The 18978-nt window shown below is 69.8% G+C and carries 13 protein-coding genes and 1 pseudogene; 10 read left to right on the top strand and 4 right to left on the bottom strand.

What is annotated here, in order from left to right; translation table 11 throughout:
* Positions 1-4 precede the first annotated feature (4 nt).
* From LRF89_RS03560 to LRF89_RS03605, 10 genes and pseudogenes are all read left to right on the top strand, one after another.
* Complete coding sequence (locus tag LRF89_RS03560) at positions 5-1699, top strand: potassium channel family protein (RefSeq protein ID WP_201173211.1); 1695 nt, start codon at positions 5-7, stop codon at positions 1697-1699.
* On the top strand, positions 1696-3099 hold the full coding sequence (locus LRF89_RS03565; protein ID WP_201173213.1) for an AmpG family muropeptide MFS transporter: 1404 nt from the start codon (positions 1696-1698) through the stop codon (positions 3097-3099). The genes LRF89_RS03560 and LRF89_RS03565 overlap by 4 nt, the downstream gene beginning before the upstream one ends.
* Positions 3100-3173: 74 nt before the next feature.
* Positions 3174-4136, top strand: coding sequence for a thioredoxin-disulfide reductase (trxB, locus tag LRF89_RS03570; RefSeq protein ID WP_201241817.1), 963 nt, complete (start codon positions 3174-3176; stop codon positions 4134-4136).
* Positions 4137-4247: 111 nt separating this feature from the next.
* Positions 4248-5489: pseudogene (gene icd / locus LRF89_RS03575) on the top strand (isocitrate dehydrogenase (NADP(+))); the annotation flags it as partial.
* 147 nt (positions 5490-5636) lie between these two features.
* Entirely contained in the window at positions 5637-6017 is a 381-nt protein-coding gene (locus tag LRF89_RS03580) for a CBS domain-containing protein (RefSeq protein ID WP_255772131.1), read from the top strand.
* A 45-nt stretch (positions 6018-6062) separates the two neighbouring features.
* A complete protein-coding gene (ppc, locus tag LRF89_RS03585; protein WP_238636611.1) occupies positions 6063-8714 on the top strand; it encodes a phosphoenolpyruvate carboxylase in 2652 nt (883 codons plus the stop codon).
* Between the two features lie 6 nt (positions 8715-8720).
* On the top strand, positions 8721-9368 hold the full coding sequence (gene pyrE / locus LRF89_RS03590) for an orotate phosphoribosyltransferase (protein ID WP_201173223.1): 648 nt from the start codon (positions 8721-8723) through the stop codon (positions 9366-9368).
* Between the two features lie 83 nt (positions 9369-9451).
* The gene (locus tag LRF89_RS03595) at positions 9452-10567 is read left to right on the top strand and encodes an efflux RND transporter periplasmic adaptor subunit (protein WP_201173226.1); all 1116 of its coding nucleotides are present in this window, start codon (positions 9452-9454) and stop codon (positions 10565-10567) included.
* Positions 10564-13602: an efflux RND transporter permease subunit gene (locus LRF89_RS03600; protein WP_201173229.1), complete on the top strand. Its 3039-nt coding sequence runs from the start codon at positions 10564-10566 to the stop codon at positions 13600-13602. The genes LRF89_RS03595 and LRF89_RS03600 overlap by 4 nt, the downstream gene beginning before the upstream one ends.
* Before the next feature lie 44 nt (positions 13603-13646).
* Positions 13647-14807 (top strand): MFS transporter, encoded by a 1161-nt coding sequence (locus tag LRF89_RS03605; protein WP_201173232.1) that lies wholly within the window; start codon positions 13647-13649, stop codon positions 14805-14807.
* On the opposite strand, the gene argB is transcribed toward LRF89_RS03605, so the two are convergent.
* From argB to coaBC, 4 genes are read right to left on the bottom strand one after another with little or no spacing between them, the layout of a single operon-like run.
* A complete protein-coding gene (gene argB / locus LRF89_RS03610; protein ID WP_201173234.1) occupies positions 14804-15706 on the bottom strand; it encodes an acetylglutamate kinase in 903 nt (300 codons plus the stop codon). The two genes, LRF89_RS03605 and argB, sit on opposite strands and share 4 nt — an antisense overlap.
* A 27-nt stretch (positions 15707-15733) precedes the next feature.
* Positions 15734-17128: a phosphomannomutase/phosphoglucomutase gene (locus tag LRF89_RS03615; RefSeq protein WP_201241820.1), complete on the bottom strand. Its 1395-nt coding sequence runs from the start codon at positions 17126-17128 to the stop codon at positions 15734-15736.
* Between the two features lie 43 nt (positions 17129-17171).
* Positions 17172-17633 carry a dUTP diphosphatase gene (dut, locus tag LRF89_RS03620; protein WP_201173237.1) on the bottom strand — a complete coding sequence of 154 codons (462 nt, stop codon included), beginning with the start codon at positions 17631-17633 and terminating at the stop codon, positions 17172-17174.
* A complete protein-coding gene (gene coaBC / locus LRF89_RS03625) occupies positions 17623-18855 on the bottom strand; it encodes a bifunctional phosphopantothenoylcysteine decarboxylase/phosphopantothenate--cysteine ligase CoaBC (RefSeq protein ID WP_201173239.1) in 1233 nt (410 codons plus the stop codon). Before coaBC ends, dut begins: the two co-directional genes overlap by 11 nt.
* Between the last annotated feature and the right edge of the window lie 123 nt (positions 18856-18978).

Genomic DNA, 18978 nt, shown 5'->3' on the forward strand with positions numbered 1-18978 from the left:
GTCCATGGGCAACGCCGCCTTCTACATGGTGCTGCGCCGCATGCGCGGCCCGCTGCTGATGCTCATCGGCAGCTACGCACTCGGCATCCTGGTGCTCATGGCCATCCCCGGCGAGCACCCGGACGGCGAGCCGTGGCGGATGAACTTCATCGACGCCCTCTACTTCCTGACCTACGTGGCGCCAACCATCGGCTTCGGCGAGTACCCGTACGAGTTCAACTACGCGCAGCGCTTCGGGTACATGCTGGCCATCTACCCGCCGGTGATCGCCTGGTTCTACGCCATCGTGACCATCGTCGGGCTGATCCAGGATCCGATCTTCCGCCGCACGGTCGAGGCTGGGCGCTTCCGGCGCCGGGTCCGCCGTCTCGCCGACCCGTTCTGGATCGTCTGCGGCTACGGCGACACCGGCTCGCTTCTGGTCCGCTCGCTCACCGAACGGGGCTGGGAAGCCACCGTGCTCGATGTCGACCGTGACCGCATCGCCGAGCTGGAGACCCGCGACCTACGGCTTTTCGTACCCGGCTGGCAGGCCGACGCCAACGTCACCGAGAACCTGCGCGCCGCCGGACTCGACCACCCGCAGTGCGCCGGCGTGCTGGCGGTAACCAACGACGACCACACCAATTTGCAGATCGCCATCACGGTGCGGCTGCTGCACCCGGAGCAGCGCGTCATCTGCCGCGCCGAGAACCGCGCCACGGCGGACAACATGGTCTCGTTCGGGACCGATTACGTGGTCGACCCGTTCTCCTCGTTCGCCGACCGGCTGGCGCTGGCGATCACCAAGCCGGAGATGCACCGGGTCTACGAGTGGCTGTCGGGGATGCCCAACACCCCCCTGTTCGAGCCACCCCGCCCCCCTTCGGGCCGGTGGCTGATCTGTGGCTACGGGCGCTTCGGCAAGGCGGTCTGCCGGCGGCTCGACAAGGTCAACGTGCCCTACACCGTTATCGAGCGGACCCCGGAGCAGACCGGCGCGCCGGAGGGCACCATCTATGGCAAGGGGACCGAGGCGGTGACCCTGCGCGAGGCCGGCGTCGAGCAGGCCGAGGCGGTGCTCGCCGGCACCGACGACGATGCCGACAACCTCTCCATCGTCATGACCGCGCGGGACATCAAGCCGGACCTCTACCTCGCCGCCCGCGAGAACCAGATGGCCCACCGGCCGCTGTTCAAGGCGGCGCAGCTGCAAATGCCGGTGGAACCGAGCTACCTGATCGCCACGCGCATGCTGAGCCTGATCACGGCACCGCTGCTGCCGGAATTCCTACGCATCGCACGCGGGTTCGACCGAAGCTGGCACGCCGCGGTGGCCCGACGCATCCGCGAGGTCAGTGGTGGCCGGGTTCCGGAGATCTGGACCCTGGAGGTGAGCGAGCACCGCAGCCCGGCGATCCTTGAACTCCGTCACGAGGGCACCGAGGTGGCCATCGGCGATATCCTGGCTGACCCCCAGCAGAGCGGCCAGGGCATGAACACGGTGGCGCTGCTGTTGGTCCGCCCGGAGGCCGTGGTCCCCCTGCCCGATCTGCAGGTGCCCCTGGAACCGGGGGACCGGCTGCTGTGCTGCGGGACCACCGAGGCGCGCGCGCAGCTGCGCTGGACCCTGTTCCACCGCAACACGCTGCGCTATCTGACCACCGGCGAGCAGCGCCCCGACGGCTCCATCTGGCGCTGGCTGGGGGAGCGCCGGTGAGCGAGGAGGCAGCCCCCACCGCACCGGCCGAGCGCAACGGCTACGCCGGGCTGCGGGTCTATCTGCACCCGCGGGTCATCGCCATGGCCTTCCTCGGCTTCTCGGCGGGGCTGCCGCTGCTACTGGTCGGCGGCACGTTCACCGCGTGGCTCCAGGACATGGGCGTCGAGCTGGCCGCCATCGGCTTTCTCAGCTGGGTGGGGATCGCCCACAGCATCAAGGTGGTCTGGGCGCCCTTCGTCGATCGCCTCACCCTGCCGGTGCTCGGCCCCTGGATGGGGCGGCGCCGCTCCTGGATGCTGCTCGCGCAGCTGATCGTGGCCAGCTCACTGCTCGGTATGGCACTGACCGACCCCACCGAGTACCTGGGCCTGGTGGCCGTGTTCGCCGTCGCCGCCGCCTTCGGCTCAGCCACCCAGGACGTGGCCATCGACGCCTACCGGGTCGAGGCCGCCGCCCGCCATCGGCAGGCGGCCATGGCGGCCACCTATGTCTTTGGCTACCGCATCGCCCTGCTCGCCGCCGGGGCCGGAGCGTTGCACCTGGCCGCCTGGGGCAACTGGACCCTGGCGTACAGCGGCATGGCGCTGCTCATGGGCGTGGGCCTGACCACAACGCTGCTCATCCGCGAGCCGCAGGTGGCCGTCAGCCGCGACACGCGGCAATTGGAGCAGCGGGTCGTCGACTACCTGGAGCGGACCCCGCACCGGGGCCTGCGCCGGCGGATTACGGCCTGGCTGATCGGCGCCGTGCTCTGCCCCTTCGCCGATTTCTTCAAGCGCTTCGGCCTCCCGGTGGCCATCATCATCCTGCTGTTCGTCGCCACCTTCCGCGTCAGCGACATCGTCATGGGCGTGATGGCCAACCCGTTCTACCTGGACCTGGGCTTTACCAAGGACCAGATCGCCAACATCGCGGCGGCCTTCGGCCTCGCCATGACCCTTTTCGGCGCCGCCCTCGGCGGCGTCATGGTCAGCCGCGTGGGCATCGCGCCGATGCTCATCGCCACCGCCATCCTGGCGCCACTGACCAACCTCACCTTCTCGTGGCTGGCGACACTGGGTCCGGAGATCCACGGCCTGATCGCGGCCATCGTGGCCGACAACGTCACCGGCGGCATGGCGATCGCGGTCTTCCTCGCCTACCTGGCGAGCCTGACCAACACCGCCTATACGGCCACACAGTACGCGCTGTTCAGCTCGCTGATGACGTTGCCGGGTCAGTTCCTCGGCGGTTTCACCGGGGTCGTCGCCGAGCAGGTGGGCTGGGTCCACTTCTTCATGATCTCTGCCGCCGCCGGGCTCCCGGCGATCGCCCTGGCCCTGGTCCTGCTGCGCTACGCCCACCCGGACCGCATCCACCGACCGGGACGCGACGGCGTAGAGACACCCTTGCAATAGCGCTAACATATCCCCGGCCGCGCGCGCCGGGCGTGCGGTGCATCCACCCCTGCAAACAGACGAGTCGTGACCCCATGGCCCAACAGAGCAAGCATTGCAACGTGCTGATCCTCGGCTCCGGCCCGGCCGGCTACACCGCGGCCATCTACGCCGCGCGGGCCAATCTCGATCCGGTCCTGGTCACCGGCATGGAGATGGGCGGCCAGCTGACCACCACCACGGAGGTCGACAACTGGCCCGGCGAGCCGGAAGGCATTCAGGGTCCGGAACTCATGGACCGCATGCGCCGCCAGGCCGAGCGCTTCAACACCGAGATCATCTTCGACCACATCCACACCGCAAGCGTGGCCGGGCAGCCGATCACCCTGGAGGGCGACCAGCATCGCTACACCTGCGACGCGCTGATCATCGCCACCGGGGCGAGCGCCAAGTACCTCGGCCTGGCGTCCGAGAAGCAATTCATGGGCAAGGGCGTGTCGGCGTGCGCCACCTGCGACGGCTTCTTCTACCGCAATCAGCCGGTTGCGGTGGTCGGCGGCGGCAACACCGCCGTCCAGGAGGCGCTGTACCTGGCGAACATCTGCTCCCACGTCACCCTGGTGCACCGACGCAACAACCTGCGCGCCGAGAAGATCCTCCAGCGCCAGCTCATGGAGCGGGTCGAGCAGGGGCGCGTCGATATCTGCTGGAACCGGGCCCTGGAGGAGGTCGTCGGTGACGACAGCGGCGTGAACGGCGTGCGCCTGCGCCATACGGAAAGCGGCGAGATCGCTGAACGCGAGGTCTCGGGCGTCTTCATCGCCATCGGCCACTCCCCCAATACCGGGCTGTTCGAGGGTCAGCTGGCCATGTCCGGCGGCTACATCCGGGTCAACAGCGGCCTGGACGGCAACGCCACGGCGACGAGCGTCCCGGGTGTGTTCGCCGCCGGCGACGTCTGCGACCACGTCTATCGCCAAGCGGTCACCTCGGCCGGCACCGGCTGCATGGCCGCGCTGGACGTGGAGCGTTACCTGGAGCGGCTCGCCCATTCTTGATTGGCCCCGGGGGCTGATTGAGAATAGAGCCCGTTTGTCACAGGCGCCGGGACCGCGGCCAAAAGCCGGACCGGCCACGCGCCGCCGAAAGGAAATCCAGCGGGAGGAGCCATGAGCCAACAAATCCAGTACCCCGAGGGCGGCCAGAAGATCACCGTCGGGTCCGACGGCCGACTTCAGGTCCCGGACAACCCGATCATCGGTTACGTCGAGGGCGACGGCATCGGGCCCGATATCAACCGCGCCTGCATGCGCATCTGGGACGCCGCGGTCGAGAAGGCCTACGGCGGGCGGCGCAAGATCCACTGGGCCGAGCTGTACATGGGCGAGAAAGCCGCCGCCCTGTACGACGGCAACTACTTCCCCGATGAGACCAAGGCCGCCCTGAAGGACGTACTCATCTCCATCAAGGGGCCCCTGACCACGCCGGTGGGCGGCGGCTTCCGGTCGCTGAACGTCTCCCTGCGCCAGGAGCTCGATCTGTACGCCTGCGTCCGCCCGGTGCGCCACTACGCCGGTGTCCCCTCGCCGCTGCAGCGCCCCAAGGACATCGACGTGGTGATCTTCCGCGAGAACACCGAGGACGTCTACGCCGGGATCGAGTACCAGGCCGGCAGCGCCGACAACGAGAAGGTCGCCCGCTTCCTGCGCGAGGAGATGGGCGAGACGTTCTTCGACGGCGCCGGTCTCGGCGTCAAGCCGATCAGCCCGTTCGGGACCAAGCGCCTGGTGCGCAAGGCGATCGAGTACGCCATCGAGCATAACCGCGAGAGCGTCACCCTGGTGCACAAGGGCAACATCATGAAGTACACCGAGGGGGCTTTCCGCACCTGGGGCTACGAGGTCGCCCGCGAGGAGTTCCCGGACCAGACCATCACCGAGGAGGAGCTCTACGCCACCTACGGCGGCAAGCGCCCCGAGGGCAAGATCGTCATCAAGGACCGCATCGCGGACATCATGTTCCAGCTCATGCTGCTGCGGCCCAACGAGTTCGACGTCCTCGCCACCATGAACCTCAACGGCGACTACCTCTCGGACGCCATCGCCGCCGAGGTCGGAGGCGTGGGCATCGCGCCGGGCGCCAACATGTCCGACAACGTGGCGGTATTCGAGGCCACCCACGGCACCGCGCCGAAGTACGCCAACCAGGACAAGGTCAATCCCGGCTCGCTGCTGTTCTCGGGCGTCATGCTGCTCGAGCACATCGGCTGGAGCGAGGCAGCCGACCTGATCCGCGCCGCCTACGAGAAGGTGGTCGGCGCCGGGATCGTCACCTACGACTTCGCCCGCTCGCTGCAGGGCGCCACCGAGGTGAAGACCAGCCAGTTCGCCGACGCGCTGATCGATCAGATGCACGGCACCATCGACATCGACCGCATCCAGCGCGAGCGCGAGGAGGCGATCGAGGCCGAGCGCCAGGCCCGCGAGCAGCGCCGGGTGGTCGCGCCACTCGAGGAGATGGTCGCCTCGGGCCGGGTGCCGCACACGGTGGCCGACCTCATGAACCCGAACCTGGTCACCATGTCCGGCGATACCAGCGTCGAGGACGCCATGCACCTGATGCGCGAGCGGCGGATCTCCTCGGTGGTGGTCCAGCCCGCGCCGGACGAGGCCGACGGCATGGGCATCATGACCCAGCGCGACGTCATCAGCCGGGTGGTCTCGGCCACCAAGCAACCGAGCCAGGTACGCATCTCTGAGGTGGCTACGCGGCCGCTGATCACCGTACCCGAGGACACCTCGCTGCTCGACTGCGCCGAGCGCATGGGCGCGGAGAACATCCGGCGCATGGTGGTCATCGACACCCAGGGCCGGCCGATCGGGATCATCTCCGATACCGACATCTTCGCCAGCGTCGAGCAGTTCGGGCTGCCCGAGTAGGCCGAGTGACCACGCAACCACCCCAAGCAGGCGGGGCGCAACGGCATGGAAGAGCATCAGGATAGCGACAGCGCCCTGCGCGAAGACATCCGGGACCTCGGCGAGTTGCTCGGTGCCACCCTGCGCGAGCAGGGCGGCGCCGAGCTCTACGAGACCGTCGAGCGCGTCCGGGTGCTGGCCAAGACGGCCCGCGCCGGGGACGACGAAGCTGCGCAGGAGCTCGAACGGACCCTGTCGGAACTGCCGCCCGAACAGGTCACCCCGGTGGCCCGGGCCTTCTCGCAGTTCCTGAACCTGGCCAACATCGCCGAGCAGCATCACCGGGTGCGGCGCAGCCGCGAGTGGGCGCGTACCCCCGAGGCCCGACCGCTGTTCGGCTCCCTGGCCGAGACCGTCCCCCGACTGGCCGCCGACATGGAGCCCGAGCAGCTCCACGAGGCCATCTGCAACATGGACATCAACCTGGTGTTCACCGCGCACCCGACCGAGGTGCAGCGGCGGACTATGCTGCAGAAGTACAACCGCATCGCCGGGCTGCTGGACAACCGCGACCGCTTCGGCCAGACGCCCACGGAGGTGGCCGAGACGCGGCTGGCGCTCAAGCGCGAGATCACCGCAGCCTGGCACAGCGACGAGATCCGCCGCCGCCGCCCCACCCCGCAGGACGAGGCCCGCTGGGGTCTAGCGGTGGTCGAGCAGACACTCTGGGACGCCGTGCCGCGCTACCTGCGCAGCCTTGATCACACCCTGCGCGAGCACACCGGCCGCCCGCTGCCCCTGGACTGCGCGCCGATCACCTTCGGCTCGTGGATGGGCGGCGACCGCGACGGCAACCCCAACGTCACCCACCGGGTCACCCGGGACGTGGCCATCCTCTCGCGCTGGATGGCCGCCTACCTCTACGAGCGGGACATCCAGCGGCTGGTCTCCACCCTGTCGCTGCAGGTCTGCGACGATGAGCTGCGCGAGGAGGTCGGCGGCGAGGCGTGGGAGCCGTACCGGGTGGTGCTCAAGCGGCTCCGGGCGCGGCTGCGCCAGACCATGCGCTGGGCCGAGGCCAAGCTCCAGGGCGGTCGCCCCCCGGAGAGCGACATCCTCTCCGACGTCGAGGACCTGCGTCAGCCGCTGCTGCGCTGCTACTACTCGCTGCAGCGCGTCGGCGCCGGGGTGGTTGCCGAGGGCGAGCTGCTCGATACCATCCGCCGGGTGAGCTGTTTCGGGCTCACCCTGATGCCCATGGACATCCGCCAGCACGCGGAGCGCCACACCGCGGTGCTCGACGCCATCACCCGCGCCGTGGGACTGGGCAGCTACGCCGAGTGGGACGAGCCAACCCGCCAGCAGTGGCTCTTCCAGGAACTCTCCCACCGCCGCCCGCTGATCCCGCTGGACTTCAAGCCGGAGCGCGAGGTCCAGGAGGTGCTCGACACCATCCGCATGCTCGAGGAGATCGGCCCCGACGCGGTGGGGGCGTACATCGTCTCCCACGCCGCGAAGCCCTCCGACATCCTCGCCGTGGAGCTGCTGCAGAAGGAGTGCGGTCTCACCCACCCCACCCGGGTGGTGCCGCTGTTCGAGACCCGCGACACGCTGGCCGAGGCGGCCGACACCATGGAGGTGCTCTTCGAGAGCGACTGGTACCGCCAGCGCATCGCCGGCCGCCAGGAGATCATGATCGGCTACTCCGACTCCACCAAGGACGCCGGTCACCTGACTTCCACGTGGACGCTCTACCAGGCCCAGGAGCAGCTGGTCGCCCTATCCCGCCGGCAGCGTATCGATCTGACCCTGTTCCACGGGCGCGGCGGCAGCATTGGCCGTGGCGGCGGCCCGACCCACGCCGCCATCCTGGCCCAGCCGCCGGGCTCCGTGGACGGGACGCTGCGCGTCACCGAGCAGGGCGAGGTGATGCAGGCCAAGTTTGGACTGCCCGGGATCGCCCTGCGCAACCTGGAGCTCTACACCACCTCGGTGCTCGAGGCGACGGTCCGCCCGCCGGAACCACCGCCGCAGCGCTGGCGCGAGATCCTAGACCGGCTCAGCGCCCGGGCCATGGCGGCCTATCGCGACACGGTCAAGGAGCGCCCGGAGTTCATGGACTATTTCCGGGCGGCTACCCCCATCGACGAGATCTCGCGGCTGACCATCGGCAGCCGCCCGGCCAAGCGCTCGCCGGATCAGATGACCGTGGACAGCCTGCGCGCCATCCCCTGGGTCTTCGCCTGGACCCAGACCCGGCTGATGCTCCCGGCCTGGCTGGGTGTTGGCGAGGCGCTCGAAGAGGCCATCGAAGAGGGGCTAACCGAAGAACTACAGGAGATGTTCGCCCACTGGCCCTTCTTCGAGGCCTTCCTCGACATGGTCGAGATGGTCGTGGCCAAGGCCGAACCCGGCGTCAACCGGCTCTACGAGCACGCCCTGGTCCCCGAGGAGCTGCGCGGGGTGGGCGACGAGCTGCGCGAGCGCTTCGCCCGCACCCGCGACGCCGTGCTGACCGTCACCGGGCACGAGCAGCCGCTGTCGGACTTCCCGGTGGTCAAACGCGCTGTGGAGGTCCGCAACCCCTACGTCGACCCGCTCAACCTGTTGCAGGTCGAGCTGCTGCGTCGTTCCCGGATGTGCGAGGACGACTCCCTGCGCCGCGGCCTGCAGGTGGTCATCAACGGGATCGCGGCGGGCATGCGCAACACGGGATAGACCGCCATGTACGATTACCAGGAAGAGTTCATCCGCTTCGCCCTCGACCGCGGGGTGCTGCGCTTCGGGCGCTTCACGCTGAAATCCGGCCGCGAGAGCCCCTACTTCTTCAATACCGGGCTGTTCAACAGCGGCGAGGCCCTGAGCAGGCTCGGCCGCTGCTACGTGGAGGCCCTGGCGAGGGCACAGGTTGACTTCGACCTGGTCTTCGGCCCCGCCTACAAGGGCATCCCGCTGGCCACGGCGCTCAGCATGGCGTTGGCCGAGACGCGCAGCCGCGACGTCCCCTACGCCTTCGATCGCAAGGAGGCCAAGGACCACGGCGAGGGGGGACGGCTGGTGGGTGCACCGGTGGATGGTCGGCGCGCCGTGATCGTCGACGACGTGATCTCATCGGGCGGATCCATCCGCGAGGCCGCCGAGCTGATCACCGCCGAGGGCGGCCGCGTGGCCGCGGTGGCCATCGCGCTCGACCGCAAGGAGCGCGGCGCCAACCAGGTCTCCGCCGTCCACGAGGTCGAACAGGCCCTGGGCGCCCCGGTGGTCCCGATCATCACCCTGGATCACCTGGAAACCTACCTGGCCGAGCACGGCGGCAAGGGCGAGACCCTGGACGCCATCCGCCAGTATCGGAGCCGCTACGGCGCGGCGTAGCCGCGCCGCCGGCTGGCGCCGCTCGGCCCGGCTGGATACGATAGGTGGAGTGCCTGAACCCCCCATCACCTTCAAGGAACGCCATGGACGTGCGGCCCCACCATGCGCCCGCGCCGCTGCTGCGGACGGTGACCCTGCTGGTCACCGGCCTGGCCCTGGTCACCGGCTGCGGCGATCCGGGTACCGAGCAGCCCCCCGAGGAGCGGCCGCGCCCGGTCCAGACCCTGGTCCTGGAGGATCCCGACCGCCTCGCCGAACGGCGCTTCACCGGCCGCGTCGAGGCGCAGCACCGGGCCTGGGTGTCGTTCCGCGTAGGTGGCGAGCTGGATACCATCCACGCCGATGTGGGTGACCGCGTGGCCGCCGGCGAGCGCCTTGCCGAGCTGGACGACTCCGACCACGCCCGCGAGGTCGAGGAGCTGGAGGCACAGCTCGAGGCGGCCCGCGCCCGGCAGGCCTACGCGGCCACCGAGTACCTGCGCGCCGCACAGCTGGTCGAGGAGGAGGCCATCACCCAGTCCGAGTACGACCAGGCCGCCCGCCAGCGTGACGAGGCCCGCGCCGAAGCCGCCTCGCTGCAGGCCGGCCTGGCCCTCGCCCGCGACCGGCTCGCCTACACCCGGCTGAGGGCCCCGTTCGAAGGGGCGGTCGCCGAGCGCCGCTTTGACGCCTACGAGGCCGTGCCGCCCCAGGAGCCGGTCTACCTCCTTGAGGACCTCTCGCAGCTGGAGGTCGAGGTCGGCATCCCCGAGGAGTTCATGGTCTACCGGGAGCACCTGCAGCAGGTGCAGGTGCACGTCCCGGCCCTCGACGCGGTCTTCCCGGGGCGGATCCGCACCGTCGGGGTCGACGTGCTCCCCGAGCGCCAGACCTACCCGGTTCAGGTCACCCTGGCCGACCCCGACGACCGGGTGCTGCCCGGGATGACCGCCGAGGCGGTCTTCCGCGCTGACCTCGGCCCCGGCGAGGGGTTCCGAGTCCCACTGACCGCCGTCCACAAGCACGACGGCGAGCCCCACGTCTGGCTGCGCGGCGAGGACCACCGGGTCCGGCGCCAGGCCGTGGAGCTGCTCGCCCTGGATCGGGGCAGCGCTCTGGTCGGTGACGGCTTGGAGACCGGCGACGAGGTGGTGACCGCCGGCGTCCACCACCTGGCCGAGGGTCAGCCCACCCGGCGGATGGATGCGGAGGCGCCGTGAGCATCGGCGGCTGGAGCCTGGCGCATGCCCGGCTGATCGTCTTCGCCACGGTGCTGCTCGGGCTCTCCGGCATCTGGGCCTACGGCCAACTGGGGCAGCTCGAGGACCCCGACTTCACCATCCACACCGCCCTGGTCCAGGCCGAATACCCCGGCGCGCGGGCGCAGCGGGTGGAGGCGGAGGTCACCGAGGTCCTCGAGCGTCACATCCAGCAGCTCGAGGAACTCGAAGAGATCGAGTCGATCAGCCGCGACGGCGAGGTGGTCATCTATGTCGACGTGGATGAGCGCTACTCCGGGGCACGGCTGCGCCAGATCTGGGACGAGCTGAACAAGAAGGTCCAGCGGGCTTCCCGCGAGCTGCCGGACGAGGTGCGCGGACCGGTGGTCGACGACGACTACGGCGACGTCTTCGGCCTGCTCTATGCGGTCACCGGCGAGGGCTACGGCCTACGCGAGATCGACGACTATGCCGATGAGTTGCGCCGCGAGCTGTTGCGCGTCCCCGGCGTGGCCCGGGCAGAGCTCTTCGGCCGCCAGGGCGAGCGAATCTTCATCGAGATCAGCCGCGAGCGCCTGTCGGCTCTCAACCTACACCCCGGGCAGATCGCCGAGACCCTGCAACGGCAGAACGTGGTCGCGCCGGCGGGCGCGATCGATCTCGACGACGATCGGGTTGGGCTGTTCGTCTCGGGGGCCTTCGACAGCGTCGAGGATGTGCGGTCGCTGTCCATCCGTAACCCGGAGACCGACGAGCGCATCTACCTGCGCGACATCGCTGATGTCCGCCGCGGTTTCGCCGATCCTCCCGAGCGCGTGTTCTGCCATGACGGCGAACCGGGCGTAGCGCTGGGGGTCTCGCCGGCTCCAGGGACCAACGTGGTCGAGCTCGGCGAACGCATCGAACAGCGCCTGGCCGAGCTTGAGCACGACCGCCCGGTGGGCATGGCGCTGCACACCGTCAACGACCAGGCTGAGACGGTCCGCGAGGCGATCACCGAGTTCGTCACCAACCTGGCCACTGCCGTGGCCATCGTCCTGGCCGTCCTGCTGATCGCCTTGGGCTGGCGCACCGGAGTGATCGTCGGCGCCGGCGTACCACTGACCATCCTCGGCACCTTCCTGGTGATGTGGGTCACCGGCATCGACCTGCACCGCGTCTCGCTGGGGGCGCTGATCGTGGTCCTGGGCATGCTGGTCGACAACGCCATCGTGGTCGCCGAGCTGACCATGACCCGCATCCAGCGCGGCGTCGAGCGCGCCCGGGCGGCGCGTCAGGCGGTCAGCGAGACCGCCGTGCCGCTGCTGATCGGCACGGCCATCGCCGCACTGGCCTTCTCGCCGATCAGCTTCACGCCGACGGCAGTGGGCGAGTTCACCAGCTCGCTGTTCTGGGTGGTGGCCTTCGCCCTGGGCCTGAGCTGGATCCTGGCGGTGACCTTCACCACGCTGTTGGCTTACCGCTTCCTGCCCGCACCGGCCGAGGGCGAGGCAGGGGATCCCCACGACACCGTCTGGCACCGCACCTACCGGCGGGCTCTGGGTACGATGCTGCACTACCGCGCCAGCAGCCTGATCGTCGTCCTGCTGGTAGTGGGCATCGCGGTGGCCGCATTCACCCTGGTGCCGCGGATCTTCTTTCCCGCCGCCGACCGGGACCAGTTCCTCATCGACCACTGGCGCAGCGAGGGCACGCGCATCGAGGCGGTGGCCGCCGACACCGAGCGCATCGAGGCCTTCCTGCGCGAGCACGACGACGTCGCTCGGGTGACCACCTTCATCGGCGAGGGGGCTCCGCGCTTCTACCTGCCGATGATCCCGGAGCTGCCCAACCCGGCCTACGCCCAGCTGCTGGTGGGCACCGAACCGGGCAGCGACCTGGATGCGGTGATCGACGATGTGCGCGACTGGCTCGAGGGCCGCTTCGCCGACGCACAGCCGCGGGTGCGGCCGATGATGCTGGGCGATCCGGTGCGCTACCCGGTGGAGCTGCGCGTGGCCGGTCCGCGTGATCACGCGGAGCTGCGCCGGGTAGCCGAGGAGCTGCGCGACTGGCTGGCGGCCCAGCCGGAAACCGAAGGCACCCGGCACAACTGGCGCCAGAAGGCGGTGTCGCTGGATGTCGAGGTCGACCAGGAACGGGCCCGCGCCGCCGGGCTCTCCTCGGCCGAGGTAGCCGAGACCCTGGAGATGGCCTACGACGACGGCCCCATCGGTGTGCTCATCGACGGGGACCGCCACCTGCCGATCCACTGGTATTTGCCCGAGGCCGAACGCGGTGACCTGTCGCGGCTCGATACCCTGGAGATCTGGCCGCGGGACGCCGAGCAGCCGGTCCCGCTGCGCCAGGTGGCGAACCTGGAGCCGGCCTGGGAAGAGCGCAGCATCTGGCGCCAGGACCGGGTGCCGACGGTGACCGTCCAGACGGACCTGGCCGAGGGGGCCACCGCCGAAGGGCTAGTGGCCCGCCTCGACCCGGAACTCGCCGAGCTGGACCTGCCCCCTGGCCTGGAGCTCTCCTGGGGCGGCGAGGCCGAGGCCTCTTGGGAGGCACGGGCCGATGTGCTGGCCTTTGTTCCGCTGGTGCTGGCGGTCATGGCCCTGCTGCTGGTCGCGCAGTTCAACAGCCTACGCGATGCCGCCGTGGTGGCCCTGACCGTGCCGCTGGGGCTGATCGGGGTGGTCGCCGGTCTGCTCGCCTTCCGCCAGCCATTCGGCTTCATCGCCCTGCTCGGCGCCATGAGCCTGGCCGGCATGCTCATCCGCAACGCCATTGTCCTGGTCGAGCAGATACGCCTGCACCGCGATGATGGCATGGCCGTGCAGCCGGCTATCATGGAGGCCGGTGTCGGGCGCATGCGCCCGGTGCTGCTCACCGCAGCCACCACCATTCTGGGGATGATCCCACTGGCTCTCTCCGGGCCTTTCTGGGCGCCCATGGCCATCGCGGTGATGTCCGGCCTGGCCTTCGGCACGATCCTCATCCTCGGGGTCGTGCCCGTGCTCTACGCCCTCTTCCACCGCGCCGAGCATTAGCCGGCGCACCCGTTCCCGTCCCGAAAGCCACCCTCAGCCCGTCCATGCCCATTGCCCAGCTGCTGATCACCATCTACTGCACGGTCCTCGCCTTCTCGGCCATCCACGCCCCGCAGCCGCTGCTGCCGACGCTCCAGGCCGCTTTCTCGGTGAGCGAGCCGAAAGCCTCGCTGCTGCTCACCGCCACGCTGCTGCCGTTGGCCATTGCGCCCATCGCCTACGGCTTCGTGCTCCAGCGCGTATCGTCGCGACAGATGCTGGTGGTGGCCTCGGGGCTGCTGGCCGTGACCCAGCTGGCGGTGGCCATGGCGCCAAGCTTTGAGATCCTCCTCGGGCTGCGCCTGGTTCAGGGCCTGCTGATCCCGGCCATCCTCACCGCGCTGATGACCTACCTGGCCGCCAGCGCCGCCCCGGGGCGGACCACGCGGGTGATGGCCGGCTACGTGGCGGCCACGGTGCTGGGCGGCTTCCTGGGTCGGGCCATCGCCGGCGCGGTGACCACCGCCGCGAGCTGGGAGGCCGCCTTCCTGCTCTTCGGCGTGGCGCAGCTGCTGTGCACCGCCCTGCTGCTGCGTCTGGACGCCGATCCGCAGGCTGGCTTCGGCCGCCTGGACCGCCGCGCCGTCGGCCAGATCCTGCGTCAGCCCCGGGCGCTGCGGGTCTACGGCGCCATCTTCTGTGCCTTCTTCGTCTTCCTATCGCTGCTCACCTTCCTACCCTTCCGCCTGGTGGAGCTCGAGACCGGGCTCAGCGATCTGGGCATCGCGCTGATGTACACGGGCTACCTCATGGGGGTGGTCACGGCACTCAGCGCCCTGCGCGTGGCCGATCGCATCGGCGGCGTGGTCAACACCATGCTGCTGGGCATCGCCATCTTCGCCGCCTCGCTGGCGATGTTCCTCGGACCGTGGCTGGTGGTGATCTTCGCGGGGATGTTCGTCTTCTGCGCCGGGATGTTCCTGCTTCACGCCCTGGCACCGGGGTACCTCAACCAGGAGGTGGAGGGCGAGACCGGCGTAGTCAACGGCCTCTACATCGCCTTCTACTACGCCGGCGGCGCGGTGGGCTCGTGGCTGCCGGGCTACCTCTACCACGGCCTGGGCTGGGAGGCCTACGTGGCCTCCCTGGCCGCCATGCTCGGCCTGGCCGGGTACTGGATCTGGGGGCTGCGCGACCGCGGCGCGGGCCCCGCGCGAACGGGCTAGTCGGGCTGGCGCCGGATCAGCGTGCCCACGCCCTTGTCGGTGAACAGTTCGAGCAACACCGCGTGGGGGACGCGGCCATCGATGATATGGGCGTTGCGCACGCCGCCGGCCACGGCGTCCAGGGCGCAGCGGATCTTGGGCAGCATGCCGCCGGCGATGGTGCCGTCGGCGATCAGGCCGTCGACCCGCTCGGGGCTCAACCCGGTGAGCAGATTGCCTGCGCCATCGAGCACGCCGGGGGTATTGGTCAGCAGCAGGAGCTTCTCGGCGTCGAGGACCTCGGCGATCCGGCCGGCGACCAGGTCCGCGTTGATGTTGTAGGACGTTCCGCGCTCATCGACGCCGATGGGCGCGACCACCGGGATGAACTCCCCGGAGTCGAGCATCTCCACCACCGCCGGGTCGATGTGATCGACCTCGCCGACGTGGCCGATATCGATGATCTCGGGGACCTGGTTCTCGGGCCCGGGCTGTTCCACCTCGAGCTTGCGGGCCCGGATCAGGCCACCGTCCTTGCCGGTCAGCCCCACGGCACGGCCACCCTGGGCGCTGATCAGATTGACGATCTCCTTGTTCACCAGGCCACCGAGGACCATCTCCACCACGTCCATGGTCTCGGCGTCGGTGACCCGCATGCCCTGGACGAACTCGGTCTCCTTGCCGATGCGATCGAGCAGGTTGCCGATCTGCGGGCCGCCACCGTGAACCACGACGACGCGGAAGCCGACCAGGCGCATGAGCACGATATCCCGCGCGAAGGCCACCTTCAGCGCCTCGTCCACCATGGCATTGCCGCCGAACTTGACGACGATGGTCTGCCCGCGGAAGCGGCGGATGTAGGGCAGGGCCTCGACCAGGACCTGGGCGGTGAGATCGGGATCGATGGGGTGTTCGGTCATATTGAATTCAGGGTGCGGATTGCTGGGTCAGGGTGCAGGGATGGCCAGGCCGGGGCGCACGCTGGCAAGCAGGGCCTCGAAGGCCTCGCGGATACGGGCCAGGCCGTCGGCGTCGTTGGCCTCGAAGCGCACCACCAGCACCGGCGTGGTGTTGGAGGCGCGGATCAGCCCCCAGCCATCGGGCCACTCCACGCGGATACCGTCGATGGTGTGGATGGTGGCCTCGGTGAAGCGCTGCCGCCCCTCCGCCACCAGCGCATCCATGAGCTCGGCCTGCTCGCCCTCCTGGATGTGGACCTTGAGCTCGGGCGTGGACACCCCCTCAGGCAGCTCGGCGAAGACCTCGGCACTGGGTCGGCCATCGGCGGCGACGATCTCCACCAGCCGGGCACCGGTGTAGAGCCCGTCGTCAAAGCCGTACCAGCGCTCGGCGAAAAAGGTGTGGCCGCTCATCTCGCCGGCCAGGGGCGCACCGCTCTCGCGCAGGGTGGCCTTGATCAGCGAGTGCCCGGTGCGCGACATCTGCGGCCGCCCGCCGGCTGCCTCGATGACGTGCTTGAGGTGCATGCTGCATTTAACGTCGAAGACCACTGGCTCACCGGGGCGACGGCTGAGCACGTCGCGGGCGTAGAGCATCAGCTGGCGGTCGGGCCAGATGATGTTCCCCGCCGAGTCGACGACGCCGAGGCGATCCCCGTCGCCGTCGAAGGCCAGCCCGAGATCGGCACCGCTGTCACGGACGCGGGCGATGAGCGTCTCCAGGTTGTGCGGCTCCGCCGGGTCCGGGTGGTGGTTGGGGAAATCGCCGTCGACCTCGCAGAAGAGCGCCTCGACCTGGCAGCCGAGGGCCTCGAAGAGGCGCGGCGCCACCGCCCCGGCCACCCCGTTGCCGGCATCCAGGACCAGGCGCAGCGGCCGCGCCGGGCGGATGTCGCCCGCGATGCGCGCCAGGTAGCGTTCCACCAGGTCCGTGCGTGTCTCCACGCAACCCTCGCCCTCGGCCAGGCAGCCGTCCTGTATGCGCCGGTAGAGCGCCGTGATGGCCTCACCGGAGAGGGTGTCGCCGGCGACCATGATCTTCAGGCCGTTGTATTCCGGCGGGTTGTGGCTGCCGGTGATCATCACCCCGGAGCCGGTCTCCAGCTCGTGGGTGGCGAAGTACATGACCGGGGTGGGGGCCTGGCCGATGTCGATGACGTCGCAGCCGGCGTCGTTCATGCCGGCCGCCACCGCCGCGGCCAGCTCGGCGCTGGAGTGGCGGCCATCGCGGCCGACCACCAAGCGGCGGACACCGCGTTCGCGCGCCTCGCTGCCCACTGCCCGCCCCACCCAGCGGACGATGTCGGCATCCAGGGTCTCGCCCACCACGCCGCGGACGTCGTAGGCACGAAAGATCGATGCGGGTACCTGCGCTGCGCTCACGGGCGCCTCCTTGTCATCGTCATCCTGCGGGGATGCCCCCGCGTCATAGCGTACCGCTGTGGCCGAAGCCACCCTCACCTCGCTCGGTGGTGGCGGAAAAGCCCGAGACGTAATCCAGCGTAACCTGCACCACCGGCTGGAAGAGCAGCTGCGCGATGCGCTCCCCCGGCGTGATCGTATACGGCTCGGTCCCGTCGTGGGCAAGGATCACCCCGATCTCCCCATGGTAGTCGGAATCGATGACCCCGATACCCTGGGCCACACGCAGACCGTGCTTGAGCGATAGCCCCGAGCGCGAGGCCACGACGCCGACCAGGCCCGGATCGTGGATGTTCACGGCCAGCCCGGTGCCGATCAGCTGCCGCCCGCGCGGCTCGAGCACCAACGGCTCGGACAGGCAGGCGCGCAGATCGATGGCCGCCGAACCGTCGGTGGCGTAATCGGGCAGCGGGATCTCGCTGCCGAGGCGTGCGTCGACGATGCGTGCTTCGATCTTACGGTGCATGGGTACTCCTCGCTGCCTCCGCGAACCCGGCGCGCTCGGCCACGATCTGCAGCAGCTCCCGGGCAAGGGCCGTCTTGGGCTGCTCGGCCAGGGCGACGCCGCCGTCGGGCCAGAGGACTTCCAGGGCGTTGTGGTCGGTATCGAACCCCTGCCCCGGACCGACGCGGTTGGCGGCGATCAGGTCGAGGTCCTTGTTGTTGAGCTTACGCCGGGCGTATTCAGCAACGCGCTCGGTCTCCGCGGCAAACCCCACCACGAAGGGGCGCGGCCTGCGCGCCGCCACGGCGCGCAGGGTATCCGGCGTCGGCTCCAGGGCCAGGGTCAGCGCGTCACCGCCTTTCTTGATCTTCTCGGGCGCCTCGTGCTCGGGCCGGTAGTCGCTCACCGCAGCGGCGGCGATGAAGCAGTCCGCCTCGTCGATCCGGCCGAGCACAGCGTCGTACATCTGCCCGGCGCGTTCGACATCGATACGCTCCACGCCCGGCGGCGTGGCCAGGGCGGCGGGCCCGGCAACCAGGATCACCCGGGCTCCAGCCTCGCGGGCGGCCGCCGCCAGCGCGAAGCCCATCCGCCCGGAGCTGCGGTTGGTCAGGTAGCGCACCGGATCCAGGGGCTCGCGGGTCGGGCCGGCGGTGATCAACACGGTGCGCCCGGCCCACGCGCCCCCCGGGGCACCGCCGGCATCGAGCAACGCCGCGGCGATGCGCGCCGGATCGGACATGCGCCCCTCGCCGAACTCACCGCAGGCCTGCTCGCCGTACTCGGGGCCGATGCACGCCACGCCCCGGCGATGCAGCACCGCCAGGTTCTCGCGGGTCGGCACCGCCTCCCACATGACGTTGTTCATGGCCGGGGCCACGGTGATCGGCGCACGGGTGGCCAGGCACAGCGCCGCCGGCAGGTCGTCTGCCCGCCCCTGAGCCAGTCGCGCCAGGAAATCGGCGGTGGCCGGCGCGACGACGATGCGATCGGGCCAGCGCGCCAGCTCGATGTGGCCCATGGCCGCCTCGGCCTCCGCGTCGAGCAGATCCGTGTGGACGCGCTGACCGGAAAGGGCCTGAAAGGTCAGCGGCGTGATGAAGCGCTGCGCGGCGGCGGTCATCGCCACACGCACTTCGGCGCCGCCGCGGCGCAGTTCGCGGACCAACTCGGCGGCCTTGTAAGCGGCGATCCCGCCGCTCACCACGAGCAGGATGCGGATGGTTCGGCTCGGCAAAGACATACGCGTATTGTCGCAGATCCGTGCAGCCAGCGCGCTACTGCGCTACACCGCTAGCGGGCGGGGTTGAATCCCGACCCGCATTCTATAGTGTCATCCCAGTGGGGACAGGGGATTAACCCGAGG

It is taken from the genome of Halorhodospira sp. 9621 (assembly GCF_022228055.1).
GTDB lineage: Bacteria > Pseudomonadota > Gammaproteobacteria > Nitrococcales > Halorhodospiraceae > Halorhodospira > Halorhodospira halophila_A.